General features: G+C 60.5%; 24 protein-coding genes. 16 read left to right on the forward strand and 8 right to left on the reverse strand.

Annotated elements, in window-relative coordinates; translation table 11 throughout:
* The first annotated feature begins 106 nt into the window (after window positions 1–106).
* Together ABS758_RS04725 and ABS758_RS04730 are read left to right on the forward strand one after the other, a co-directional pair.
* A complete protein-coding gene (locus tag ABS758_RS04725) occupies window positions 107–853 on the forward strand; it encodes a TSUP family transporter (protein ID WP_350381076.1) in 747 nt (248 codons plus the stop codon).
* 112 nt (window positions 854–965) lie between these two features.
* The gene (locus ABS758_RS04730) at window positions 966–1,682 is read left to right on the forward strand and encodes a GntR family transcriptional regulator (protein WP_350381324.1); all 717 of its coding nucleotides are present in this window, start codon (window positions 966–968) and stop codon (window positions 1,680–1,682) included.
* Between the two features lie 77 nt (window positions 1,683–1,759).
* On the opposite strand, the gene ABS758_RS04735 is transcribed toward ABS758_RS04730, so the two are convergent.
* From ABS758_RS04735 to ABS758_RS04750, 4 genes are all read right to left on the reverse strand, one after another.
* Window positions 1,760–2,038: a 2Fe-2S iron-sulfur cluster-binding protein gene (locus tag ABS758_RS04735; RefSeq protein ID WP_350381326.1), complete on the reverse strand. Its 279-nt coding sequence runs from the start codon at window positions 2,036–2,038 to the stop codon at window positions 1,760–1,762.
* Window positions 2,039–2,050: 12 nt separating this feature from the next.
* The gene (locus ABS758_RS04740) at window positions 2,051–2,365 is read right to left on the reverse strand and encodes a ferredoxin (protein ID WP_350381077.1); all 315 of its coding nucleotides are present in this window, start codon (window positions 2,363–2,365) and stop codon (window positions 2,051–2,053) included.
* Window positions 2,366–2,380: 15 nt separating this feature from the next.
* The gene (locus ABS758_RS04745; protein ID WP_350381079.1) at window positions 2,381–2,704 is read right to left on the reverse strand and encodes a 2Fe-2S iron-sulfur cluster-binding protein; all 324 of its coding nucleotides are present in this window, start codon (window positions 2,702–2,704) and stop codon (window positions 2,381–2,383) included.
* 138 nt (window positions 2,705–2,842) lie between these two features.
* Complete coding sequence (locus ABS758_RS04750) at window positions 2,843–3,871, reverse strand: bile acid:sodium symporter family protein (RefSeq protein WP_350381080.1); 1,029 nt, start codon at window positions 3,869–3,871, stop codon at window positions 2,843–2,845.
* A gap of 140 nt (window positions 3,872–4,011) precedes the next feature.
* Between ABS758_RS04750 and ABS758_RS04755 the strand changes: the two genes are divergently transcribed.
* The 9 genes from ABS758_RS04755 to ABS758_RS04795 all read left to right on the forward strand — a co-directional run bounded on the left by ABS758_RS04755 (window position 4,012) and on the right by ABS758_RS04795 (window position 13,492).
* Window positions 4,012–4,833 (forward strand): AraC family transcriptional regulator, encoded by an 822-nt coding sequence (locus tag ABS758_RS04755; protein WP_350381082.1) that lies wholly within the window; start codon window positions 4,012–4,014, stop codon window positions 4,831–4,833.
* Between the two features lie 289 nt (window positions 4,834–5,122).
* Window positions 5,123–6,331 carry an acyl-CoA dehydrogenase family protein gene (locus ABS758_RS04760; RefSeq protein WP_350381083.1) on the forward strand — a complete coding sequence of 403 codons (1,209 nt, stop codon included), beginning with the start codon at window positions 5,123–5,125 and terminating at the stop codon, window positions 6,329–6,331.
* A gap of 68 nt (window positions 6,332–6,399) precedes the next feature.
* Complete coding sequence (locus tag ABS758_RS04765; RefSeq protein ID WP_350381084.1) at window positions 6,400–8,049, forward strand: AMP-binding protein; 1,650 nt, start codon at window positions 6,400–6,402, stop codon at window positions 8,047–8,049.
* On the forward strand, window positions 8,046–8,771 hold the full coding sequence (locus tag ABS758_RS04770) for a TetR/AcrR family transcriptional regulator (protein ID WP_350381086.1): 726 nt from the start codon (window positions 8,046–8,048) through the stop codon (window positions 8,769–8,771). Before ABS758_RS04765 ends, ABS758_RS04770 begins: the two co-directional genes overlap by 4 nt.
* A gap of 195 nt (window positions 8,772–8,966) precedes the next feature.
* The gene (locus ABS758_RS04775) at window positions 8,967–10,187 is read left to right on the forward strand and encodes an ABC transporter substrate-binding protein (protein WP_350381087.1); all 1,221 of its coding nucleotides are present in this window, start codon (window positions 8,967–8,969) and stop codon (window positions 10,185–10,187) included.
* Between the two features lies 1 nt (window position 10,188).
* The gene (locus tag ABS758_RS04780; RefSeq protein ID WP_350381089.1) at window positions 10,189–11,061 is read left to right on the forward strand and encodes a branched-chain amino acid ABC transporter permease; all 873 of its coding nucleotides are present in this window, start codon (window positions 10,189–10,191) and stop codon (window positions 11,059–11,061) included.
* Window positions 11,058–12,011, forward strand: a complete 954-nt coding sequence (locus ABS758_RS04785) for a branched-chain amino acid ABC transporter permease (RefSeq protein ID WP_350381091.1) — start codon at window positions 11,058–11,060, stop codon at window positions 12,009–12,011. The genes ABS758_RS04780 and ABS758_RS04785 overlap by 4 nt, the downstream gene beginning before the upstream one ends.
* Before the next feature lie 3 nt (window positions 12,012–12,014).
* Window positions 12,015–12,794 carry an ABC transporter ATP-binding protein gene (locus tag ABS758_RS04790; protein ID WP_350381093.1) on the forward strand — a complete coding sequence of 260 codons (780 nt, stop codon included), beginning with the start codon at window positions 12,015–12,017 and terminating at the stop codon, window positions 12,792–12,794.
* Complete coding sequence (locus ABS758_RS04795) at window positions 12,794–13,492, forward strand: ABC transporter ATP-binding protein (RefSeq protein WP_350381095.1); 699 nt, start codon at window positions 12,794–12,796, stop codon at window positions 13,490–13,492. Before ABS758_RS04790 ends, ABS758_RS04795 begins: the two co-directional genes overlap by 1 nt.
* Before the next feature lie 30 nt (window positions 13,493–13,522).
* Here the strand turns inward: ABS758_RS04795 and ABS758_RS04800 are convergent, their stop codons facing one another.
* Both ABS758_RS04800 and ABS758_RS04805 read right to left on the reverse strand, forming a co-directional pair.
* Entirely contained in the window at window positions 13,523–15,403 is a 1,881-nt protein-coding gene (locus ABS758_RS04800; protein ID WP_350381097.1) for a cation:proton antiporter, read from the reverse strand.
* The gene (locus tag ABS758_RS04805) at window positions 15,400–16,869 is read right to left on the reverse strand and encodes a chloride channel protein (RefSeq protein ID WP_350381098.1); all 1,470 of its coding nucleotides are present in this window, start codon (window positions 16,867–16,869) and stop codon (window positions 15,400–15,402) included. The genes ABS758_RS04800 and ABS758_RS04805 overlap by 4 nt, the downstream gene beginning before the upstream one ends.
* A 95-nt stretch (window positions 16,870–16,964) precedes the next feature.
* Between ABS758_RS04805 and ABS758_RS04810 the strand changes: the two genes are divergently transcribed.
* The 5 genes from ABS758_RS04810 to ABS758_RS04830 all read left to right on the forward strand — a co-directional run bounded on the left by ABS758_RS04810 (window position 16,965) and on the right by ABS758_RS04830 (window position 23,472).
* A complete protein-coding gene (locus tag ABS758_RS04810; RefSeq protein ID WP_350381100.1) occupies window positions 16,965–17,921 on the forward strand; it encodes a TAXI family TRAP transporter solute-binding subunit in 957 nt (318 codons plus the stop codon).
* 150 nt (window positions 17,922–18,071) lie between these two features.
* Window positions 18,072–20,105, forward strand: a complete 2,034-nt coding sequence (locus tag ABS758_RS04815) for a TRAP transporter permease (RefSeq protein WP_350381102.1) — start codon at window positions 18,072–18,074, stop codon at window positions 20,103–20,105.
* Window positions 20,105–20,518 (forward strand): DUF1850 domain-containing protein, encoded by a 414-nt coding sequence (locus tag ABS758_RS04820; RefSeq protein ID WP_350381104.1) that lies wholly within the window; start codon window positions 20,105–20,107, stop codon window positions 20,516–20,518. Before ABS758_RS04815 ends, ABS758_RS04820 begins: the two co-directional genes overlap by 1 nt.
* A gap of 69 nt (window positions 20,519–20,587) precedes the next feature.
* Complete coding sequence (locus ABS758_RS04825) at window positions 20,588–21,973, forward strand: DUF2868 domain-containing protein (protein WP_350381105.1); 1,386 nt, start codon at window positions 20,588–20,590, stop codon at window positions 21,971–21,973.
* Window positions 21,970–23,472 carry a GTPase/DUF3482 domain-containing protein gene (locus ABS758_RS04830; RefSeq protein ID WP_350381107.1) on the forward strand — a complete coding sequence of 501 codons (1,503 nt, stop codon included), beginning with the start codon at window positions 21,970–21,972 and terminating at the stop codon, window positions 23,470–23,472. The genes ABS758_RS04825 and ABS758_RS04830 overlap by 4 nt, the downstream gene beginning before the upstream one ends.
* Before the next feature lie 21 nt (window positions 23,473–23,493).
* Here the strand turns inward: ABS758_RS04830 and ABS758_RS04835 are convergent, their stop codons facing one another.
* Window positions 23,494–24,393, reverse strand: coding sequence for a TPM domain-containing protein (locus ABS758_RS04835; RefSeq protein WP_350381109.1), 900 nt, complete (start codon window positions 24,391–24,393; stop codon window positions 23,494–23,496).
* Window positions 24,390–25,004 (reverse strand): LemA family protein, encoded by a 615-nt coding sequence (locus ABS758_RS04840; protein ID WP_350381110.1) that lies wholly within the window; start codon window positions 25,002–25,004, stop codon window positions 24,390–24,392. The genes ABS758_RS04835 and ABS758_RS04840 overlap by 4 nt, the downstream gene beginning before the upstream one ends.
* Window positions 25,005–25,033 lie beyond the last annotated feature (29 nt).

Genomic DNA, 25,033 nt, shown 5'->3' on the forward strand with positions numbered 1-25,033 from the left:
ACCAGTGACAAGCAATACGGCATACGGCTGTTTCAGGCATGAAATAAACCGCTTGTACATGGTATACCATTACAACTCTTTCATTGCTTCCGATTACGGAGAGTTCATGCCCCCCCTAGACTTGCTGCCGTTTACAGACCCCTGGGTCTATGCCCTGATGGCTTTTCTGATTGTGGGTTCTGCTCTTTTGCAAGGAGTGGGCGGTGTGGGATTCACCATGTTTGCCGCGCCGGTGGCCTTGATGGTCAGCCCCGAACTGGTGCCGGGGCCCTTGTTGACACTGGGCGGCATGGTGACCTTCATGACCGCCCTGCGGGAGCGCCACCAGATCGCCGTGAAGCCTGCCTCTTTTGCGCTGGCCGGCCGCACGCTGGGGGCATTGGTTGCAGTGTTTGCGCTCAGCCAGCTGGCATCACGCACCCTAAGCCTGCTATTTGCCGGCCTGATTCTGCTGGCAGTGCTGCTAAGCGTCTCGGGGCTGCGGCTGCGCGTATCCCCGGTCAGCGCCAGCGTGGCCGGCCTGATTTCCGGCATCATGGGGACACTCACCTCGGTAGGCTCTCCACCGCTGGCCATCATCATGCAGCACAGCCCGCCCTCCACCATCCGAGCCACGATTGGTGCCATTTTGGGCTGCGGGGCCACGGTCTCGCTGATCGCGCTGGCACTGACGGGGCATTACGGCTGGCACGATCTCCTGCTGAGCGCCACGCTTTTCCCCTTTTTGTTTCTGGGGTTCTGGCTTTCCAACAAGGCCCGCCACCGCGTCACCGGCCCGGCACTGCGCTATGGCCTGCTGATCTTCTGCGCCGCCAGTGCGCTGGGGCTGGCGATCAAGACCCTGTGGCAATAAGCACTCTTCTTTGAGCCATTGCCGGGTAGCACTGGGGCCGCCCAGGTGCACACTTGTATACTAAACGGACGATTCAAATATCTTGAGTACAGGAATCATGAGCACCACCACAATGAGATCAAGCAATCTGGCGCCCAATGGGACCAAAAACAGCGACTCACTCAGGATTGGTGAGCAGTACTCACCTCTTTTTGCCGTGATCCGCGACAAGCTTCGCGACCGCATCCTGCAGGGTGAGTTCCGCCCGGGTGCGCGGCTGGTTGAAAGCCGGCTCTCCGACGAGATGGCCGTCTCCCGGATTCCCATCCGCGAGGCCCTGCGCGCACTGGCTGCCGAAGGCCTGGTCAGCATCGAGCCACGCCGGGGGGCCTCTGTTGCCGTGCTCTCCGATGAAATGGCCTACAACATGGTCGAGGTGCGTGCCGCCCTCGAAGGCCTCAATGCCCGGCTGGCTGCGCAGCGGCGCGAACAGTCGGCCATCCAAGAGCTCGAGGACATCCTGAAAGCAGGTATGAAAGCGGTAGAAACCGAAGACATGGATACCTGCCGTCACCTGAACCGTACCTTTCACGAAACCCTGGCCACGGTTACCGGCAATCCGGTTCTGATGGACATCATGAATTCGCTGCGTGACCGCACCGCCCTGGTGTTTGCACCCAGCAATATCGGCCGCGTCAGAGAAAACTGGGCCGACCACGAGCAAATCCTGCGCGCAGTCATCGCCGGAAATGTCGAACTCGCCGGTTTGCTGGCCACCCAGCACGTGCACAATGCGGCACGTGCGTACGTCAAAGAAAAGGGCGGTGAACCGCCCAAGTGGGATCTGTAAAACCTACCAGATACCGGCACCTGGTGGTGCCGGTGGCTTTCGGGCTGTGGCTGCCTGCCAATGAGACCCAACCCTCTTTACCAGGAGACTTTGACGTCACCGGTAATAAACGTCTGGCAAGCCATGCGATAACCCTCGGCAAAGTCCTCGTCCTTCAGATGGCGCCTTTCCTTGGGTTTGATTTTATCGGTGTTCTCTTTGCCTTCCTCGATACGGCACTTGCAGGTGCCACAAAGGCCCCCGCCGCACTTGAACGGAATACCACCTTTTTCGCGGATCGAGACCCGCAGCAAATTGCTGTTATCCGGTGCTTCGACCGTTTTGCTGCTGCCATTCAGAAATGTAATTGAAACCATCATGACTACCTTTTACGCAACTGCACCAGATGGTTCACACCGTTGCAAGACAGCATCCAGCCCACCAAAATGAACCAGATGATTGAGTTCGGCCCGGGCGTCGTCCAAGGTATCGAAGTGATCCAGGAATTTGCTTGAAACCACGTTGCGGATGTGGGGCGGGGTGTCTTCCACGATGTCGATCTTGATATCGGCATCGATGCGGACCAGCGAGAACACCGCCTTGCACCGCCCATAAAACAGGTACCGATAGGTTTCCATCGGGGTACCGCCTACCTGGATGGTTGCACTGTATATGCCCGGTTTGCTGGTAAGAATGATATACATGAGAGGCCTCCAGGCTTAAGCAGATACATCTGCATGGTGAACAGGTTCGACATCCTGGGTGAGCTCGATGTCGTGGGTAAGCCATAGCTGGCATACCAGCCGGTAACCTTCATCAAGGCGGCTGCCCAGTTGCTTCTTTTCTTTCCAGTTGGGGGCCGGCAGGTGATCTGCGCCATCCAGTATCTTGCAGGCGCAAGTGGCACACTTGCCCATGCCGCAGCGGTACGACAAATTGGGATACGGAAACTGCCGGATACCTGCGCGAACCACCAAGTTGGCGTTTTCCTGAACCTCATCCTGATAGACTTGGCCGTTTTTATGTAGCGTTACTTTAAGCATGAACTAAATCCTATCGCAAACAAGTGTGCTTTTAGGATATTGTATACCGTTTACATAAAAAAGCATCAGGACTAACCCTGGGCAGAGGGCCCAAGGCCCCCTACTCAGTGCGCACGCGAGAAATCCGGATCCTGGCGCTCAGGATCGGCCGGCAGCTGCCGGCACTGCAGGTGTTGCTGCCGCAGGGGCAGCCATCTGCTGGCGAAGATAATGTTGTGCCAACACCGCGCACACCATCAGTTGAATCTGATGAAACAGCATCAGGGGCAGCAGCACCGGGCCGATGGCGCCCGCACTGAACAGCACACCAGCCATCGGCACCCCGGTTGCCAGGCTTTTCTTTGAACCACAAAACACAATGGTGATTTCGTCCTCGCGATTGAACCCCATTTTGCGCGTGGACCACATGTTGAGGCTCAAAATAAAAGCCAGCAATATTGCGCACACTGCGAACAACCAAAGTAAAGACACAGTGTCCACCTGCAGCCACAGACCGCCGATCACCGACTCGCTAAACGCCGTATACACCACCAGCAAGATAGAGCTTTGATCCACATTGCGCACCAGGCGGCGATGGCTGTCCATCCAGCGGCCCAGCAGCGGACGCATCAAGTGACCTAGTACAAAGGGCAAAAGGATCTCGACACTGATGTTGCCGATGGCTTGCGGCAAAGAGCCAGACCCCAGCACCGACGTATTGGCTTCCAGCAACCACTGCAGCAGCATCGGCGTGATGAAAATCCCCAGCAGGCTGGAGGCTGATGCCGCACACACCGCCGCCGGAATATTGCCCCGGGCAATCGAGGTAAAGGCAATGGCCGATTGCACAGTGCCTGGCAGCACGCACAGATACAACACCCCTATATACAGCGGCATGCCAAGCAAAGGCACCAGCACCGGGCGCAGCGCCCAGCCGATCAGCGGGAAGATCACAAACGTCCAGCAAAACACCACAATGTGCAAACGCCAGTGTGTGGCGCCTGCCACAATTGCCTGGCGGGACAACTTTGCCCCATGCATAAAGAACAGCAGCGCAATGGCGGCAGACGTCAGGTGCTTGAAGAACACTGCCCCGTCCCCATGCGCTGGCAGCAAGGTGGCGGCGGCCACCACGGCAATCAGGGTGAGCGTAAAGCGATCGAACAGCAGGCGTAATTTGTCAGGCATGCCTTTACCTTTGAGCCATATGAAAAAGAAGACACTCAGCTTAAACTTGGGTGACAACACACGTCTGCCGTTAAATGACAATGAAACATTCACGAAGCGACAAACCAAGGTCTTCCGAACCGGTTCGGCAGGTGCAGGGCATGCGTGCAGACACACCTGCAGCAGCACGCGCCCAAGGGTCGGTCACGCACCTGATCCGGCCCCTGTACGGCAGCATCAACCAGCATCCCAATATTGCCCGCGCACGCCCGCATACCCACACCTGGGCACAGCTGTCTTACGCCATCCAGGGCCACTTGCAGGTGTGGACGCCCGAGGCCCGCTTTGTGGCGCTGCCGCATCGCGCCGTATGGATTCCCGCCAACGTGCGCCATCAGGTGCAGCAATCACCCCAGGCCATCATTCGCAGCCTTTATCTGGATCATTACGCTCTGGGGCTGAACTGGCCGGATTGCCGGGTGATTGCAGTGTCCGCACTGCTGCACGAACTCATCCGCCAGTTTGCCACCTTGCCCAGTGACTACGACGAGGAAGGCTCTGACGGACGCCTGGCGCAAGTGTTGATCGACCGGCTGAAAGCGGCTCCCGAGGTGGGGCTGATTTTGCCCTGGCCCACAGACCCCCGGCTGGCGGCCATCTGCCGACGGCTTGCCCAAGACCCCAGCCTGGATCTCAGCCTGCAAACCCTGGGCACCCAACTGGGTGTCTCGGCCCGCACACTGACGAGGCTGTTTCAGGCGCAAACCGGGCTGGGATTTCGGCTGTGGCGCCAGCGCGCACGCCTGGTGCATGCCCTGCCCCTGCTGGAGCGTGGCGACTCCATCACCGATGTCGCCCTGGCCTGCGGCTACGACAGCCTCTCCACGTTTATTGCCACCTTCAAGACATTTACGGGTTTGACCCCGGGGATATTCGCCGCCCAAAGCGGGCCGGGCCATGCCGCGCAGGCCGAAGTCTCCTAGCCGCTGCACGCGGATTCGCAGGCTTGCCCCAAGGCACTTGCCTCTGCCCCTTGCCCCGCCCACACGCCAGGCAGCACCCTGATTGTCCGGCCACCCCACAGCGCCGTTCGCACAATGATCTGTCCACGGGTTTTCCTTCATTGAAGAAACCGAACGATCGTTCTATGTTTACAACAGATCATCCAGCACATGTGGGCGGCACGCACACCCCCTTCGATCCAGGCACTCAAGCAGTTCTCCTGGGGTCGATAGTGGCCACCTGCAATCCACTCTCCAACAGGACAGGGCCATGGACTTCTCACTGTCTCCGCTTATCCAGGATTTCTGTGCGCGCATCCGCACCTTCGTCAACCACGAGCTCATCCCGCTAGAGTGCGATCCAGCCACTTTCGACCCCCACGAGAACATCAACGAAATCTTGCTGGCCACCCTGCGCACCAAGGCTCGCAGCCAAGGCCTCTGGTGCCTGCAGATGCCCAAATCGCGTGGCGGCCAGGGGCTGGGCATGGCAGACATGGCCGCCTGCTACGAAGAAATGAACCGCAGCCTCTTTGGGCCGGTGGTGTTCAATTCGGCCGCCCCCGACGACGGCAATATGATGATGCTGAACAAGGTAGCCACCGAGGCGCAAAAAACGCGCTGGCTGCAGCCCATCATCGACGGCCAGGTCCGCTCCGCATTTGCCATGACCGAGCCCGCCCCAGGCTGCGGCTCCGATCCAGGCATGATGCTGACGCGGGCCGTGCCCGAGGGCCAGGGTTGGCGCATCCACGGCCACAAGCACTTCATCACAGGCGCAGGTGCGGCCGCCCACTTCATCCTCATCGCCCGCACCTCAGACGACCCCCGCCGGGGCCTGAGCGCCTTTTTGTTTCATAAAGACGATCCCGGCTGGGAAATCGTGCGCCGGATTCCCATCCTGGGTCCGGAAGAGCACGGTGGGCATTGCGAGTTGCGCTTCGATGGCTTGTTCATCCCGGACGAAAACCGGCTGATGAAAGTGGGCGATGGCCTGAAAGCCACACAGATCCGGCTGGGCCCGGCCCGCCTGACGCACTGTATGCGCTGGCTGGGTCTGGCACGACGCTCGCTGGAGATTGCAGGCGATTATGTAGCGCAGCGGCAATCGTTCGGGCAAGCACTGGCCGAGCACGAAGGCGTACAGTGGCTGATGGGCGAGGCCGCCATGCAAGTCAGGGCCGGCCGGCTGTTAACCATGCATGCCGCCTGGTGCCTGGATCAAGGCGACTACGCCCAGGCCGAGGTCTCGATGGCCAAGGTGGCAGTGGCCGATACCTTGCAAAAAGCCGTGGATACGGCCATCCAGCTGTGTGGTGCACATGGATACTCGCGCGATACGCCACTCGAGTGGATCTACCGCTATGCGCGGCAGGCCCGCCTGGTGGATGGCGCCTCGGAGGTACACAAAATGGTGCTGGCACGCCGCCTGCTGGCACAAGGCCCCGGGTTCTGGACATGGAGGGCCTCCCATGCCTGACACGATCAAAGCCTGACACCAACAACCCACGTGACCTGTTCCAAGCGGCCCCTGAAGGAGACACCACCATGAGCAACAAATACCAACAGGGCCTGGACAAGCAGGCCGCCAATTATTCCGCCCTGACACCGATCAGTTTCCTGAAGCGATCCGCCACGGTTTTCCCCGACAAGATCGCCGTAATTGACGAGGATGTCCGCTTTACCTATGCACAGTTTTATACGCGCAGCCGATGCATGGCCAGCGCCCTGCTGCAGCTGGGCATCCAGCCCCAGGATACGGTGTCGATGCTGTGCTTCAACACGCATCAATTGCTGGAAGGCCACTTTTTTGTACCCATGGCGGGTGCGGTGCTCAATGCACTCAATGTGCGCCTGGATGCAGCATCCATCCGCTTCATCCTGCAGCACGGAGAATCCCGGGCACTGATTTACGACCCCGCCCTCGAAGCTGTGGTTCAGGAGGCTGTCCAGGATCTTCCCACCCCACCCATCCTGATCTCCATTGGTCCGGCGGGCACGGCCTCCGCAGGGCTGGACAGCCTGGATTACGAAACCCTGCTGGCCTCGGGCGACCCCCGGTTTGCCTGGCAAAAGCCGCAGGACGAATGGGACGCGATTTCGCTTTGCTATACCTCGGGCACCACTGGCAACCCAAAAGGGGTGGTGTACCACCACCGTGGGGCGTATTTGTCGGGGCTGGGCAACGCCATGGCCTTCAACATGACACCCGAGACCGTCTATCTCTGGACGCTGCCGATGTTTCACTGCAATGGCTGGTGCTACACCTGGGCTATCGTGGCGGTGGGCGGCACCCAAGTGTGCTTGCGCAAGGTGCAGTCCGACACCATCCTCAGGCACCTGCAAGAAGACCAGGTCACCCACCTGTGCGGCGCGCCGGTGGTGCTTAATATGCTGGTCAATGATTTCGCGAAAGACCAGATCGTGCTTGAGCAGTGGGTGCAGTTTGCCGTGGGCGGGGCGGCTCCCCCAGAAGCCGTCATCGCAAAAGGCAAACAAGTGGGGTTTCGCATCACGCACCTGTACGGCCTCACCGAAAGCTATGGCCCGTCAACGGTATGCGTGCCCCAGCCGGCCTGGGACAACCTGGACACTGATGCCCTGGCAGTGAAGATGTCACGCCAGGGCGTGGGGCTTTATGCGATGGACGACATCAATGTGCTGGATCGCAATACCGGTCAGCCCGTACCGGCCGATGGCCAGACCCTGGGCGAGCTGGTGCACCGTGGCAACACCCTGATGAAGGGCTACCTGAAAAACCCGCAAAGCACGCAAGAAGCGTTTCAGGACAACTGGTTTCACACAGGCGACCTGGCCGTCATGCACCCGGATCATTACGTCGAGGTAAAGGATCGCGCCAAGGACATCATTATTTCGGGGGGTGAAAACATCTCCAGCAAAGAGGTGGAAGACGTGCTCTACCGCCATCCACAGGTACTCGAGGCCGCCGTGATTGCCAGCCCCGATGCCCATTGGGGCGAAGTGCCCTGCGCTTTTGTCACGCTGAAAGACGCAGCCGTCCTTAACGAAACAGATATCATCGCGTTTTGCCGCCAGCATATGCCGGGTTACAAAATCCCCAAGCAGGTGGTGTTTGGCCCGCTGCCCAAAACATCCACCGGGAAAATCCGCAAAAACGTGCTGCGTGCACAGGTGCGGCAGGATCTCCCCCCCGACAAAACAGACCCCTCATCATGACGCAAACCGCCGACGACACCCCCCTGGATTTCGAGTCGTTCAAGAAAGAACTCAACTTCTCCAAAGAAGACATCTATCGTGAGCTCTATCAGCAAAACGGCCACCACATCCGCATCAAAAAAGAGGCCGTGGCCATCCGGGGGCTGCGCACCATCATCGAATCCACGCTCACCCTGGCCACCTCCAGCGGATTTCATGCAATGTCGCTACGCGATCTGTGCGCGCACTCGGGCTTCAGCATCGGCGGCATCTACGCTTACATCAAAAACAAAGAAGATCTCCTGCACCTGATCCAGAGCTACGGCTTTTTGCTTACCCGCAAAACCCTGGACACCCGCACACGAGACCTGCCCCCAGGCCCTGTCAAACTCCATACCGCCATCCGGGTGCACCTGTTTCTCAGCGAACTCATGCCCACCTGGTTCAGCTTTTCGTTTATGGAGGCGCGCAACTTGCCCGACCTCGAAAAGCAGCGCACCGTGCGCCTGTCCGGCCAGATCGAAGACCTTTTCATGGACATCCTCCAGGAAGGCATGGCGCAAAAGCTGTTCAGGCAAGCGGACGCCCGGCTGCTGGCCGCACTGACCAAAGCCATGATGCAAGACTGGTACCTGCGCCACAGCCGCTACCGGCGCCAGGGCATCGATGTCGGCACTTACGCGCAGCAGGTCTACGACATACTGCAGCATTATCTGGATCCCGTATCTGGTGAAATCCACTAGGGATAATTTTTGACTTTAGCGAACAATTGTTTTATGTTTTACCGAAATACCTAGAGGCCGCCTCGCAACAAGGCTCCTGCACATCGGCCCGGATTCAAGTAGCACACGCTCACCCCAAGCTGCCCCAAGAGCAGATCCGATTTTGATTTCACATCCGCCCCATCCACGGCAGATGTGTCGACAGAGGAGACTTTCATGAGCAGGCATTCACTTACCACCTTACTGGCTGCAATTTCTACCGCATCGATGCTGGCCAGTTCCCCCGCACAAGCCGAAGACCCCATCCGTATCGGCGGCATTTATCTGCTGTCCGGCAGTGCAGCCACATACGGCGAATTCGCCAAGCAAGGCGCCACCCTTGCCATCAACGAAGTCAACGCCAAGGGCGGTGTGCTGGGACGCAAACTCGAGCTTCAACTGGAAGACGGCCAGGGCAAGGCGGCCACAGCCATCCAGCTGGCCCGAAAAATGGTCTACCAGGATAAGGTCGACATCCTCATGGGGATCGACAGCTCGGGTGTAGCCCAGGGCCTTGTGCCGGTACTGCCTGATCTGGGCAAACCGCTGATGATCACCCACGCAGCCACGCCGGCGGTTACCGGCAAGCTGTGCAACAAATATGCGTTTCGCATCAGCGTCAATGTCACGCAGATGATGACCGGCGGCGCACAGATTGCTGCCAAAAGCGGGGCCACCAAATGGACCACCATCGGGCCCGACTACGCCTTTGGGCACGAATCCTGGGAATACTTCAGCAACTACCTGAAGGCCGCCAACCCTGATGTCGTGCTGATGAACGACCACCTGGCCTTTCCCCGCTTCGGGGCCGAAGACTACACCCCCTTCATCGACAGCGTGATGCAAAGCAAGCCCGACGGCGTGCTGATTTCGCTCTGGGGCGGTGATCTGGTCAACTTTGTACGTCAGGCCAATGAAAAAGGCTTTTTCAAGCAAGGCTACAAGGTGTTCATGAACGTTGGCGCTGCCACCGAGGTACTCACGGCGCTGGGCGATCAAATGCCCGAAGGCGTCTGGCTGGGCACCCGCTATTGGTATGGTTCCTGGGATACACCCATGAACAAGCACTTTGTGAAGACATACAAAGAAACCTACAAGCTGCCTCCCAGCTATAACGCCGAGGGCGCCTACGCAGCCATCTACGCCTTTAAGGCAGCCTTCGAGAAAGCAGGCTCTACAGACCCCGATAAAGTGATCAACGCACTGGCCGGCCTTACCTTCCAGGCCCCCACCGGAGACCTCACTTTCCGCAAGGGCGACCACCAGGCCCTCATCGGACCCACCTGGGGCCTGACGGGCCCCATGAACACGGAGGACAAGATCCGCTCACTGACGCAGGTGCAAAACTTTGACGGCGTCAAAGTAACGCCGCCCGTAGACCCTGCCTGCAAGATGTGACATGTCCAGCCTGGCCCTTGCACTGCTCAATAGTCTCGATATCGGCCTGCTGCTGTTCATCATTGCAGTCGGGCTGAATATCGTCTTTGGTGTGCTCAATATCATCAATTTTGCACACGGGGCGCTTTACATGCTGGGGGCCTATCTGGCGGTTACCAGCGTGGCCAGCCTGGGTTTGCCCTTTTGGCTTACCCTGCTGCTGGCACCGCTGGTGGTGGCCATGCTGGCTGCGGTGGTCGATCGCCTGATGCTGCGCTTTATTTACCAGCGTGAAGTCACCGACAGCCTGCTGCTTACCTTTGCCCTGCTCCTGATTCTCAACGAATCCGTACGCCTCATCTGGGGGCCGGGCATCCATATCATCGACCCTCCCACCCTGCTGCAGGGCTCCTTCGAGTTCGGCGCCGGGCTCAGCTACCCGCGCTACAGCGCCTTTGTGCTGGTGGTGGGCCTGCTCACACTGGCGGGCCTGTGGCTGCTGTTCAATCGCACCCGCATCGGCAAGATCATGCGGGCTGCTGCACTCGATCGTGAAATGGCACAGGTGTTGTGCATCAACACCCGGCTGGTCATCACGGGCGTGTTTTGCTTTGGCGCGTGGCTGGCCGCTTTTGGCGGCGTGATCGCCGCACCCATGCGCGCCATCGATCCCGGCATGGGCGACAAAATCATCATTGAAAGCTTCATCGTGGTGGTGATCGGCGGCCTGGGCAGCTTTCCGGGTGCATTGGTGGGCGCCATCATCCTGGGATTAATTCACGGCTTTGGCGGGCGTTACCTGCCAGAGGTCAATCTTGTGCTGCCCTTTATCGGCATGGCGCTGGTATTGCTCGTCAAACCGCGCGGGCTCATGGGTACAAGGAACTCCGCATGAACACCGCATATGGTCGTATGGGGCTGCTTGTTTTGCTGGCGCTGCTGATCGCATTGCCCTGGCTGACGCCCTTTTTCTATATTTTCATCGCCACCCAGATCCTCATCCTGGGCCTGTTTGCCGCCAGCTTCAATCTGGTGTTTGGCTACACAGGCATGCTCAGTTTCGGGCACGCGGCTTTTTATGGCGTCGGGGCCTATGCCACGGCGCTGCTGTTGCAGCATCTCCAATGGCCCCTGCTCGCCTGCCTGCTGGCGGCCATGGCCGCCGGGATGATCCTGGCCCTGATCATCGGCTTTTTTTGCGTGCGCCTCGACGAGGTGTACTTTGCCATGCTTACCCTGGCCTTTGGCATGATGGTGTTTGGCGTCATCCACCAATGGCGCTCGGTCACCAACGGCAGCGATGGGCTCTCGGGATTCTCTGTGGGGTCTTTGGGGCTGGGCATCCATGTGCAGCTGGGTAATCCCACCGTGTATTACCACGTGGTGCTGGCCATTGTGGTGGTGGCAGGCCTGGTGCTGCATCGTATTTGTCAGTCTTCTTTCGGGATGGTGTTGCGCGCCATCCGCCAAAACCCCGAGCGCGTGGCGTTTTGCGGCCTGGACGTGCGCCGTTACCGGCTGGCCGCCTTTACCATTGCAGGCGCTTTTGCCGGCCTGGCCGGCGGCCTGGTAGCCCCATTTTTGCGCATCGCCAGCCCCGAGCTGGCCCACTGGACAACCTCGGCCCAGCCCGTGCTCATGACCATCCTGGGTGGCAGCAGTTATTTCCTGGGGCCATTCCTGGGCGCCGGCATTTTTGTGCTGCTGGAAACCTGGATCAGCAGCCTCACCCAGGCCTGGATGCTGGTGCTGGGCATCATTCTGGCCCTGATGGTGATGTTCTTTCGCGATGGGGCGCTGGGCACGGTGCCTAACACCTTGCGCGCCAAGCGGCGGCAGGATTAAGCCATGGCCACATCGTCCCCCATCCTCAGCATCAAGGGCCTGACCAAGCACTTTGGCGGCGTGCAGGCGGTTACCGACATCAGCCTGGATGTACAGGCGGGCGAAACCCTGGCCATCATCGGGCCAAATGGTGCAGGAAAAACCACTTTTTACAATCTGCTGTCCGGGCGCCTGAACCCCAGCAGCGGCAGTGTCCGTTTCAAGGGTAAAGAAATCAGCGGCCTTGCCCCGCATGTGGTCAGCCGCATGGGGATCTCCCGCTCTTTTCAGATCAATAATATTTTCCCCGAGATGAGCGTGCGCGAGAACGTCGAGGTAGCCATCACGGTGCAACAGGGCGAAAGCCGCCGCTGGCTTAACCGTGCATCAGACAACCAGCAGGTGCACCAGCAAGCCACACAGCTGCTCCAAGACCTCGGCCTCACTCACCTGGCCGACCAGATCGCCGGCACCATCAGCTACGGTGACAAACGCCTGGTAGAGATCGCCATGGTTCTGGCCATCCGGCCAGAGCTTGTTCTGCTGGACGAACCCACCGCCGGAATGACCCCCGACGAAACCGGGCGCGTGATAGAGCTTGTACGAGGGCTTGCCCAGACGGGCAAATACACATTTCTGGTTACCGAACACGATATGCGGGTGGTGTTCGACCTTGCCGACCGCATCCTGGTGATGCATCGCGGCAGCCGCCTGATGCTTGACAGCCCCGAGCGTGTGCGCGCCAACCCCGAAGTACGGCGCGCCTACCTGGGCGAGGAAGACCCCGTGACGGAGCAAACCTGATGCTGGCGGTGCAGGACATCCATACTTTCTACGGCGAAAGCCACGCCCTCCAGGGGGTGTCACTTGAGCTCAAGGCAGGCGAAACCGTATGCCTTCTGGGACGCAACGGTGCGGGCAAAACCACCACTCTGCGCAGCATCATGGGGCTTACCCCACCGCGCCAGGGCGCCATCCATTTCGAGGGCAAGAACATTGCCGGGTTGCCGGCCTGGCGTATCGCCCGCATGGGCATCAGCCTGGTACCCGAAGACCGGCGCATTTTTCCTACGCTGTCTGTGCGCGAAAACCTGGAAATCGGCGAATACCACCGGCCGGGAAGCACACACACCTGGACAGTCGAACGCATCTTCGACCAATACCCCATGCTGGCCGAGCTTGCCAACCGCGATGGCGGGAAATTGTCGGGTGGGCAACAGCAGATGCTGGCAGTGGCGCGGTCTTTGATGAGCCAGCCGAAACTGCTGTTGCTTGACGAGCCCAACGAAGGCCTGGCGCCAGTTATCGTGCAGCAAATCGGGCAACTGATCGACTCGCTCTCGGCCACCACCACCATCCTGTTCACCGACCAAAGCGTGCACTTTGCGCTCAAACACGCCAAACACGCTTATATCCTGGAGAAGGGCCGCATCGTGCATGGCTCTACCAGCCAGGCGCTTTTGCAGGATACCGAGACGCAACACCGCTATCTGTCGGTGTAAGTCTGCCAAATGGCGGTACCCCGATCTGCCTCAGGCAGCATGTGGTGTTTCAGGCACCGCCCGCAGGTTGGTTACCCCCTTGTTTTCATCGGGGCCTTCGGCAGCGGCGCTTTCGCTGTTGGCTGCGTGCAGGCCAATCACTGTCCAGCCTGCCTCGGGCAGCAGATCCTGATCCAGCGTAAAGGGAATCGCATACCCTTTGGGGTTTAGTGCAAATAACGGGATTACCTGCCGATTGGGGTCTTGGCTTTTGTACTGCTGAAAAGTGAAGTTCTCGGACAGGCGGGTGGCCTTGATTTGTGCGCCCGCCATCAGCAAAGCAGATAATTTCCAGTAGCCCACGCCGGGTGCAAACAAGGTACGGCCGCGATATTCGGGATCCACCGCATGTCTTTGCGAGGGATCATCATCCTGAGACAAGGGGAGGCTAAAGACCTTTTGCTTGCCAAACTCATCGCGGCCTCGAACCATGATCAGCTGATTGACATGATCGCGTGTGCCCAGCGCCAGCAGGCGCCCCAGGCCGTTGGTATCCAGATTGTGCTGGGCGTGTTCTGACAAGGGGCTGCCATGGTAGGTGGGCAAGCCCAGCATGCGCGCTTTCGACAGGCTGTACCAATCACTGTCGCACAGACGCACAGGGATGTTTTGCTCGTGCAGGGCCCGGCCAATGGCACGCGCCACCGGGTTGGCCCCCGAAATCAAAAAGCCCACCCGATCAGGCTCGGCAGCTTTCAGCAGGCGCGCCATGGGCCGGGCCGTAAGGCTTTGCCAGATGACGGTGCCAATAATCACCAAGAAGGTCATGGGCAGGAGGCGCTCCGAAAACGGCACATCCAGAGACTCCAGCCGCAGCGCAAACAAAGCCGACACCGCGGCGGCCACAATCCCGCGCGGGGCAATCCAGGCCAACAGGCCACGCTCGCGCCAATTCAGTTTTGAGCCCCAGGTGGCATACAGCACCTTAAGGGGGCGGCCAATGCCCAACATGCACACCAGCACGGCCAGTGCCGGCCATCCCAGGCTGAAAATCTGGCCGGGAGCCACACGGGCAGCCAGCAAAATAAACAGGGCAGACAGCAGAATCTGGCTAAGGGTTTCTTTAAATTCAAGAATATCGTGCACGGGCACCCCCGGACGATTGGCCAGCCAGATCCCCATGATGGTGACGGCCAGCAGCCCGGACTCGTGCTGCACGGCGTTGGATAGCGAAAATGCCGCAAACACCGAAGCCAGCACCGAGAGATTGAGCAGCGAATCCGGAATCCAGCCGCGACGCAGCAGCAGGGCCAACAACCAGCCTGCACCAATGCCGATGCACAGACCCGTAACTACCGTGCCCCCCAAAGACAGCAGGGCGTAGCCCCACTCCAGGCCCGTACGCAAGGCTACCATCAGATCGTAGGACAGCACGGCCAGAATGGCGCCAATGGGATCGATCAGGATGCCCTCCCAGCGCAGGGCATGGGCCACCGGGGCCACCGGCTTGACCGTTTTAAGCAGCGGCGCAATCACCGTCGGGCCTGTGACGCAGGTGATGGCGCCAAACAAAATCGCCAGATCCCAGGGAAAATCGAGAAGCCAATGAACCGCACAGGCCGCCACCGCCCAGGTAATCAGCACCCCACCACCCACCAAGCGGCGCACCACCTGCTTGAGATCCCGGGTTTGATGAAACTCGAGCGTCAGGCTGCCCTCAAACAGAATCACGGCCACAGCCAGCGAAACCACCGGGAATAGCAGCGGACCAAAGAGTTCGTCGGGATTGAGCCAGCCGACCATGGGGCCCACCGCAATACCGGCGAGCAACAAAAATAAAATGGCCGGTACGCGCAGTTTCCAGGCCAGCCATTGGGCCGCCATCGCAATGACGCCGATACTGGCCAGGAGGAGTTCTGAACTGATCGTCATGTGTGTTTCCCTTGACGGACGGATTGCCACCAGGCCCGCAACCATGCCCGCAGGCCCTGCGAACGCATCTGGCGCCAACTTTTTAACAGCCCCCAGGACAGGTGGGTTTTTTCCTGGCCGACTGGGATATCGGGACGCACCCGCATCCAGGATGACTTGGCGTATCCAAGCCGCTGGTCAGGGTAAACGCTGCGGTGGCCGATGATCAAATAGGCTGCAATGGCAGCCCCCGAGACATACACCGTGCCCACCACGCCACCAAAGAGCTCGACCCCCATCAGGATGGCTGCCAGCGGTGTATTGGAGGCCGCCGCCACCACCGACACCAGGCCAACGGCCGCCCCCAGGGTGGGGCTGATGCCAAACAGGTGGGCAAAGGCGTTGCCGGCCACAGCCCCGATAACAAACTGCGGCGTGACGATACCACCATAAAAACCCGAGCCCAGGGTGATAGCCACAAGCAGCGATTTCCAGAGAAAGCCCAGATAGGGCATGGCCTCGCCTTGCAGGGCATGGTCCATCAGGGGCAGGCTTAAACCGAGATAATCAGTGGGGATGACGGTGACCAGGGCCGCCAGCACCAGGCCGCCCATCAACGGCATCAGCGGCGGCCAGATCTGGTAGCGCACCTGCACGCGGTGACAGGCATTGCGCACGGCATAGATGAGATCCACAAAAATTCGGGCCACTACGCCACACAGCATGCCGATGAGCACCGTGCGCAAAAAAATCGACTCTGAAAACACCGGCAGGACAGGGACTTCGTAATACTGGTAGACAATGCCCAGGCCTTTGCTGACCTGAAATGAGGTGATGCCGGCAATCAGTGCGGGAAACAAAAAATCATGGCGGATACGGCCGATGATCAGCATTTCCACCCCATACAAGGCACCGGCAATCGGGGTACCAAAGACGCTGGCAAAGCCCGCACTGACGCCACAGGCCACAATGCGCTGGCGCAGCTCGCGGTTAAGCCGAAACACCTGCCCCACCACGGCCGCCAACGACGCCCCCAAATGAGAACAGGGGCCTTCTTTGCCGGCGGATCCGCCACTGGCCAGCGTAATGATGGCCGCCACAGGCTTGAGCAGCAAGGTGCGCCAAGGCATACGCCCGCCTTGCTCGTGCACCGCGGCAAAGATGGAATCCTTGAGGCCCGGCGTACCCAGCGCCCGATAGCCATAGACCATCAACAGCCCGTTGATCAGGCCGGCGGCCGGCAACATCAGCCAGTAAGCCCAGTGCGGCACTTTCAGGGTACTATCAGTGGAGAAAAACAAGGCATGTAAAAACAGACTGACCCCGGTGCCCACGATGAGACCCACCAACGACGCCAGAATCAGCCACTGCACTGCAGTGGCCAGCATCACGGCGGGCTCAAGCAAATTGATGCGAGGCAGAGAGGGTGGTTTCATGATGACTGTGGGCAACGCGCCTGTACGCAGGTTGACAGTGTACCTGCGCACGCGCACGCTCCCTAGGGTGATTCCTCAGTTTCATGCGGCTTTTGGCCTGTTAACATCGCCAGTCTGACTTTGCCCTCAATACACAAGGAAAGCACATGAAACTAACCAAATGGCTGGCTACTGCGGCCATGGCCGTCGCCGCTGTTGCAGCAATTCCGGCCCACGCCGAAACCAAGTTCATCAATATCCTCACGGGCGGCCAAAGCGGTGTTTATTACCCCATGGGCGTGGCGTTGTCACAAATTTATAATAAGTACATCCCCGACGCCAAATCCACTGCCCAGGTTTCCAAGGCTTCGGCCGAAAACATGAACCTCATCGAGGCCGGGCGTGGCGAGCTCGCCTTTGCACTGGCCGACACCGTCTCTGATGCCTACAAGGGCAACACCGAAGCCGGCTTCAAGGCACCGCTCACAAAACTGCGCGGCATGACAGCCACCTACAACAACTATATCCAGATCGTCGCTAACGCCGAGTCCGGTATCAAAACCCTGGCCGACCTCAAAGGCAAGCGCATCTCGGTGGGCGCTGCACGTTCGGGCACCGAGCTCAACGCCCGCGCCGTACTCAAGGCAGCCGGCCTCAGCTACGACGACTTCGACAAGGTTGAATACCTGCCGTTTGGCGAATCCGTCGAGCTCATGAAAAACCGTCAGCTGGATGTCACCCTGCAATCCGCAGGCCTGGGCGTATCCTCCATCCGCGACCTGGCCACCTCGGTCAAGATTGTCGTAGTGCCCATCCCTGCCGATGTCGTCGCCAAGATCAATAACCCTGCCTATCAGGCAGCGGTCATTCCTGGCGACACCTATGATGGCATGACCGGTGATGTCCCCACGGTGGCCGTCCCCAACTTCCTCATTACGTCCAAAGACGTCCCCGACGACCTCGTCTATCAGATGACCAAAGTCTTCTACGAGCAACTCGACACCCTCAAATCCGCACACAACTCGGCCAAATCCATCGAACTCGCCAATGCCCTCAAAGGCATGCCGGTTCCGGTGCACCCTGGCGCCGAGCGCTATTACAAAGAAGTCGGCCTGATCAAATAAGATCGGCTCACTACGCCACACGCAGTGCCCAAGCCCCCTCCGGTGTTTTCCCCGAGGGGGCTTATTTAGCCTGAAATTTGTTTTTGTTTACCGCGACGGCGCCCCGCAAGCCCCCCTCCCGGCCCGTCCTTTTATCCCCTGGAACACACCATGAGTTCTGCTCACGAGCACGTCGATAAACCGATGCCGCGCGGCATTTTCTGGATTGCCGTCATTTTTTCCTGCTTCCAGATCTGGACCGCCGCGTACAGCCCGCTTTCCAGTCAGGTTATCCGCGCCATCCACGTAGGCTTTGTACTGCTGATGGTGTTTACGCTGTATGCACGCAGCGGGCGCCTAGGCCAGACCATCGGTTGGACGCTGGGCACCATCGGCTTTGTCATCAGCCTCTATCACTGGGTGTACGAGTCTGATCTCACTGCCCGTGCCGGCCAAATGACAGATTCCGACATGGTCGTGGGGATCATCACCATTATTCTGGTTTTTGAGGCCACCCGACGCATGATGGGCTGGGCACTGCCCATCATCTGCGGTCTGTTTCTGGCCTATGGGCTGTTTGGCCAATACATCCCGGGGCCCTTCATGCATCGTGGCTACGGGTTCGACCAAATCGTCGGCACCATGAGCTTCGGCGTCGAAGGCATCTACGGCACACCCACCTACGTGTCGTCCACGTACATCTATCTGTTTATTTTGTTTGGGGCCTTCCTCGAACAAGCCGGCATGATCCAGTTGTTCAGCGACTTTTCCATGGGAATGGTGGGCCACACCCGTGGCGGACCCGCCAAAGTGTCGGTGGTCAGCTCAGGCCTGATGGGCACCATCAATGGCTCGGGGGTGGCCAACGTGGTAACCACCGGGCAGTTCACCATCCCCCTGATGAAACGCTTTGGCTATTCGTCCGCGTTTGCAGGCGGTGTCGAGGCCACCTCAAGCATGGGCGGGCAGATCATGCCGCCGGTGATGGGTGCCGTGGCTTTCATCATGGCTGAAACCCTCAACATCCCCTATGTGGATGTGATCAAGGCAGCCATCATTCCGGCCATTCTGTATTTCACCACTGCATTTCTAACCGTGCACCTCGAGGCCGGCCGACGCGGCCTGCATGGCCTGGCCAAAGAAGACTGCCCCAACCCCTGGACGGCCGTCCAGAAAAGTTGGTATCTGCTGCTGCCCCTGATCGGCCTGGTGGCACTGCTTTTCTCGGGTTATACACCGCTGTTTTCGGGCACCATCGGCCTGGGCCTTACCGTCATCCTGATTTTTGGCGCTGCCGTCATCCAGGGCGCACGACCCATGATGCTGCGCTATCTCTTCTGGCTGCTGCTGGGCATTGCCTGCGCGGGGTTCGTCCAGTTTGGCGTCACCGATTTCTTCGTCGTGATCGCCGTGCTGGCGGTGATCTTGCTGTTTCGCCGCCATGGCCGCGATACGCTTAAGCTAGCCATCAACTCGCTGGCCGAAGGCGCACGCAATGCTTTGTCGGTAGCCGCAGCCTGCGCACTGGTAGGCGTCATCATCGGCATCATCAACCTCACGGGTGTGGCGGCCGAATTCGGTGGCCAGGTGATTGCCATTGGCGAAAACAACTTGTTTCTGGCACTGTTTCTCACCATGATCACGTGCCTGGTGCTGGGCATGGGCATCCCCACCATTCCCAATTACATCATCACCAGTTCACTGGCTGCGCCGATTTTGCTCAAGCTGGGTGTGCCGCTCATTGTCTCGCACATGTTTGTGTTCTATTTCGGCATCATGGCCGATCTCACCCCGCCCGTTGCATTGGCCGCCTTTGCCGCAGCACCCATCGCCCGAGAGAACGGCCTCAAAATCAGCCTCCAGGCCTTGCGTGTGGCGGTGGCCGGCTTTGTGGTGCCTTACATGGCGGTGTACTCCCCCGCATTGATGCTGCAAGGCTTTGACAGCTGGGATATCAGTGCGGTGCTGGCCGTCGTCTACATCGTCTTTAAGGCCCTGGTGGCCATCACGCTGTGGGGTGCGGGTATGACAGGCTACCTTTTTACCCGCATGAACGCCTTCGAGCGCGTCTATGTGGTGCTGGCAGCAGCCTTGCTGGTAACAGCCATTCCTATCACAGACGATATCGGCTTTGCCGCCACTGCCCTGTTCCTGGTCTGGCACATGATTCAGTCACGCCGCGAGGCTGCGGCACAGGCGTCGTGATGCTGGGTGCCTTAGGCGTTTGCTTCACGCTGGCGGCAACTCCGCAGTTGCCACCACGCTTTGTGCCTGTCCAGGCGTTTACGCTGGCCTGGACGCACTCCATCGAGAAAATCCGCTGGGAAGAAGACTACCGCGTGCAAACCGACGCCCAAGGCCGGCCCGTGCTAGTGGCAGGTAAGGCGCGTGTGCTTGGCTCAGGGGCGGGGATGGATCCCCCCCCTGATGCCGTACACTACGCCAACGGCTGGTACGAGTATCAGCCACACACCAAACCCCTCCAGATCCTGCGTCTCTCCCGCTCACCCTACACGGCTGATTACGACTGGTGCGTCAAGGGGCATTGCCAGCCCTTGCGCGGCATCATGCCCACTGATGGTGATGTCACGCTGATGAAGCCCTGCCGCCAACCGTAAGCCATTTAACTGGCGGCCGGCCGCAGTAAAACTCTGTATCATCTTCTTTTTGCCGCCAATTCCAGTGCTATGGCTTCAGCCGCAGATTCTCCGCTCGTGCGCTCGCCGCTGTTTCAGCAGTGGCAGGCCGAGGCAGTGCGTCTGCGTGAAACCCAATGGGGCCCGCTGGACGATCAGGCAGCCAACCAGGCCGCCTTGCGCCAGGCGCAGGGCCTGGCGCCCCGCATTCTGGCCCGGGCGGCCATACTTGCCCGGCATGGCACCCTGCAAAGCAGCCTGCAGCAATGGGCGCTTGCTGCCCGCCTAAGCTTCATCTGCCTGGCAATCCTGGGCGTGGTGCTGGGCGTGGGCGCCGCCACGGCCGCCCTGAATCCCGCGCGCGGATCCGTCAATCTGGCGATGGCACTGGTGGGCCTGTTGGGCCTGCATGCGCTTACCTTCATTATCTGGCTCATCGGCTGCCTGCCCGGCATACAGGCAGGCACGCTGCTCTCGCAGCTTTGGTGGTGGTTAAGCAAAAAGCTGGCCCGCGGGCCCGACCACATCCTGGCGGCACAGTCCTTTGTGTCGCTGCTGGGGCGCGCCCAGGCCTGGAAACCCGCCGTGGGCCTGCTCAGCCACGGCATGTGGACACTCGCCTACAGCTGCGCCATCCCAGCCCTGATCGTGCTGCTCAGCACCCGCAGTTATACGTTTCACTGGGAAACCACGCTGCTCTCACCCGAAGCATTTGTCACCCTCAGCCAGACACTCGGCAGCCTGCCGCACGCCCTGGGGTTTCCCGTGCCCGACAGTATTTCGGTGGCCCAAAGCATGGGAGGCCCCGCAGCGCCCGCCACAGTGCAGGCTGATTGGTCTTTATGGCTGATTGGCAACCTGTTGTGCTGGGGCTGGCTGCCACGGGTGCTGGGGCTGCTGGTGTGCGCCTTTTGGTTCAAGCGCCGGCTCCGTCACATCCACATCAACCCCGCCCTGCCCGGATGGCTCGAGCTGCGCGAGCGCCTGCAACCCACGCACCAGTCCTTGGGCATCGACCGCCCGGACTCCCCCGCCGATACCCCGGCCGCACACCACCCGCACACAGCTGGCAGCATGTGGCAGCCCGCCGTGCTTGCCCTGGAGCTTGGCCCCGATGTGCCCTGGCCTCCGGAGGGCCTGCCCAGCCACATCGAAAACCTGGGACGCTGCGACAGCCGCGAAGACCGTCAGCGCCTGCGTGAAACCCTGGACGCCCGACCCCTGCTGCTGGTGTGCGATGCGCGCCGAACCCCCGACCGCGGCAGCGCCACCTGGCTTGACGAGCTGCACCAGCGCTGCCCGCAGATGCACGTGTGGTGCCTGCCCGGGCCAGCACCCCGCCAACAGGCCTGGGAAGCCCTGTTTTCACGCTACGATCTGCCTCAGGCCAGGCACCTGGATGCCTGGCTGGGCACTCTCGGACCTTCACCATCATGACGCCATCTGCCACCCCCATCGATCTGGCCGTCGTTGGCCATACCAATACGGGCAAGACCTCACTACTGCGCACGCTGCTGCGCGATGAGTACTTTGGCGAAGTGGCCGATCAGCCGGGCACCACCCGCCACGTAGAAAGCGCACAGCTGCTGAATTCCAGCGGCGCACCCATGCTGGTGCTGCGCGACACGCCCGGGCTTGAAGACGCCATGGGCGTGCTGGACTACCTTGAGCAGCTGATCGCACCCACCGAGCGGCCCGATGGTCCGGATCGCATCCAGCGCCTGCTGGACAGCCCCGAGGCTGCCGGGCGCTTCGAGCAGGAATGCCGCGTGCTGGTTACCGTGCTGGAAACCGACGCAGCGCTGTATGTCATCGATGCCCGCGACCCCGTCCTACCCAAACACAAAGACGAGCTCACCCTGCTGGCAGCATGCGGCCGGCCGATCCTGCCGGTGCTCAACTTTACCCGCAGCCCCCAGGCACATATCGCCGACTGGCGCGAGGCACTGGCACGGCTGGGCCTACATGCCACCGTAGACTTCGACACCGTTGCACCGTCGCTGGATGGTGAAAGCCAACTGCTCGACCGTCTGGCCCTGATGCTTGATGCGCACGTCACCACGCTGCAGGCCTTGCGCCATGATCTGGGCGAGCAACGCCTCAAACGCCTGCAGGACGCCACTCGCCTGGTGGCCGAACTGCTGATGGATGCCGCTGCCCTGCGCCTGCCCTGCACCCAGGACGGCACGCATATGGCCACCGTCACCCTGGTGCTGCGCAAGCGCACCCGCGAGCGCGAACAGCGCTGTGTACAGGCCTTGCTCAAGCGCTATCGCTTCAGCAAATCCACATTTCCGCACCACCCGTTACCCCTGGAGGGCGAACGCTGGGGCATGGATCTGTTCAACCCCAAAACCTTGCGCAGCTTTGGCGTACAGGTGGGCAAGGGGATGGCCACCGGCGCCATGGCCGGCGCCACGCTCGACATGCTGACCGGCGGGCTGAGCCTGGGGGCTGCGGCCTTGCTGGGCGCAGCCATCGGGGGCGCCTGGCAAGGGGCCAATCAGTGGGGCAAACGGGTGGTAGGCCGGCTGGCCGGCAATCTGGAAATGACGGTAGATGATCCAGTCTTGCACTTGCTGGGCCTGCGCCAGCTGGCACTGGTGCGTGCACTGGAGTGCCGGGGCCATGCCGCCATGCGGCCAATCGATGCCAAGTTGCTGGACTGGACGCCAGAGCCGGCACACCCGGAGCCCATCCAGGATGCAGATACGGGTACCGGGCTGCCCGATGCTGGCCAGGCCCCGGAAGACGCACCAAGCCCTGAAGCTGTGCCCGAGGAAGCAGCGCGCCGTCTGCCGGCAGACGTCCAGGCTATCCTCAAAGAGGCGCGCAGCCATCCGGAGTGGTCGGGAATCGGCGACGAACCAAGCACCGACATGCGGCGCGACCAATTGATCGGGCAGATGGCACAGGCCTTGTTTCTGGCGCTTTAAAGCACTCTGGCGGCCGGCAGGCTACCAGCCACCTGAAGCGCCGCCACCACCGCCACGGCCACCGCCGCCTCCGCCACCAGAGCCACCGCCCCCACCAAAACCACCGCCGCCGCCAAAGCCACCACCACCAAAGCCATCATCACCGCCGCGGCCCCGCGAGCGCCGGGCATTGGCCAGGCGCGAGGTAATCCCCAGCGCACGGGCGACACCGCCCACCAGCACACCGGCCACTGCACCCAACACGGCCCACAGCCAGCTGCCGGTGAGCATAAACACAAACCCGCCGGCCAGCACAGCGCCAAGCCACACAGGCATGACCAGCAGGAAAACCAGCAAAGGCGCTGCCATGGCGAGATCCATATCACCCTCGTCATCCTGCGCAGTGGGCGCCGGCGGCGGCAGGGCCTCGCCTGCGATCAAGGCTTGCAGGGCACTGACCCCCGCCTGCAGGCCCCCAAAGACCTGGCCCTGGGCAAAACGCGGCGCGATCTGCTCGCGGATGATGCGCCCGGCCGCTGCATCGGTGATGGCGCCCTCAAGGCCATATCCGACATCGATACGCACGGTACGATCTTGCAGCGCCACCAACAGCAGGACACCGTCGTCCACCCCCTTGCGGCCGATCTCCCATTGATCGAACACCCGCCGGGCGTATTGTTCGATGGTGTCATCACCGGTAGTGGGCACCAGCAGCACATACAGCTGCGAGCCACCGGTAGCCTGGATCTTCTGCAGCTGCGTGGTCAGGGCCTGCCGCTGACTGGCATCCAGGGTGTTGGTGAGGTCCATCAGCGGGGCTGTCCAGACAGGCACCGGGATGGTCTCGGCCTGCGCCGGCGCCAACAGCGCCACCAGCCCCAGCATCAGGCCTGCCAGAGCATTGGCCAGCCAACGCCAGGTATGCCAGACAGGCAGTCTCATTTGCTGGCCCCTGCAGGCACGTCAAATTTCACTTCGGGGTCTTGCATCACACGATCGGCCTTGTCCAGGCCATATTGGGCCTTGGGCTGATAACCAAACACCTTGGCGGTGATCAGGGTGGGAAACTGGCGGATGGTGAGGTTGTACGACTGCACCGCGCCCACATAGCGTTCGCGCGCCACGGTGATGCGGTTTTCTGTGCCTTCCAGTTGCGTCATGAGATCACGAAACAGACCGTCGCTTTTGAGATCGGGGTAGTTTTCGGACACGGCCAGCAGGCGCGACAAACTGGATCCCAGCGCACCTTGGGCCTGCTCGAAACGTGCCACCAGTGCGGGGTTGTCGAGATCATCGGCGGTGATGCGGATCTGCCCAACCTTCGCCCGTGCTTCGGTAACCTGCTGCAGCACCGTGCGCTCGTTGACCATGTATGCATTGACAGAGGACACTAGCTTGGGCACCAGATCGGCGCGTCTTTCGTACTGGTTAAGCACCTGCGACCAGGCTGCCTTGACTTGTTCGTCCTGGCGCTGGATTTCGTTGTAGCCGCAGCCAGACAGCAGCAGCGCCAGGGCCGCCAGGGCAGCCAGTTTTAGGGTTCTTTGAAACATGCCAACCTCGTCGGGGCAACCGGGAACCT

Origin of the sequence: Castellaniella sp. FW104-7C03 (assembly GCF_040276085.1) — a bacterium.
Classification (GTDB): Bacteria; Pseudomonadota; Gammaproteobacteria; order Burkholderiales; family Burkholderiaceae_B; genus Castellaniella.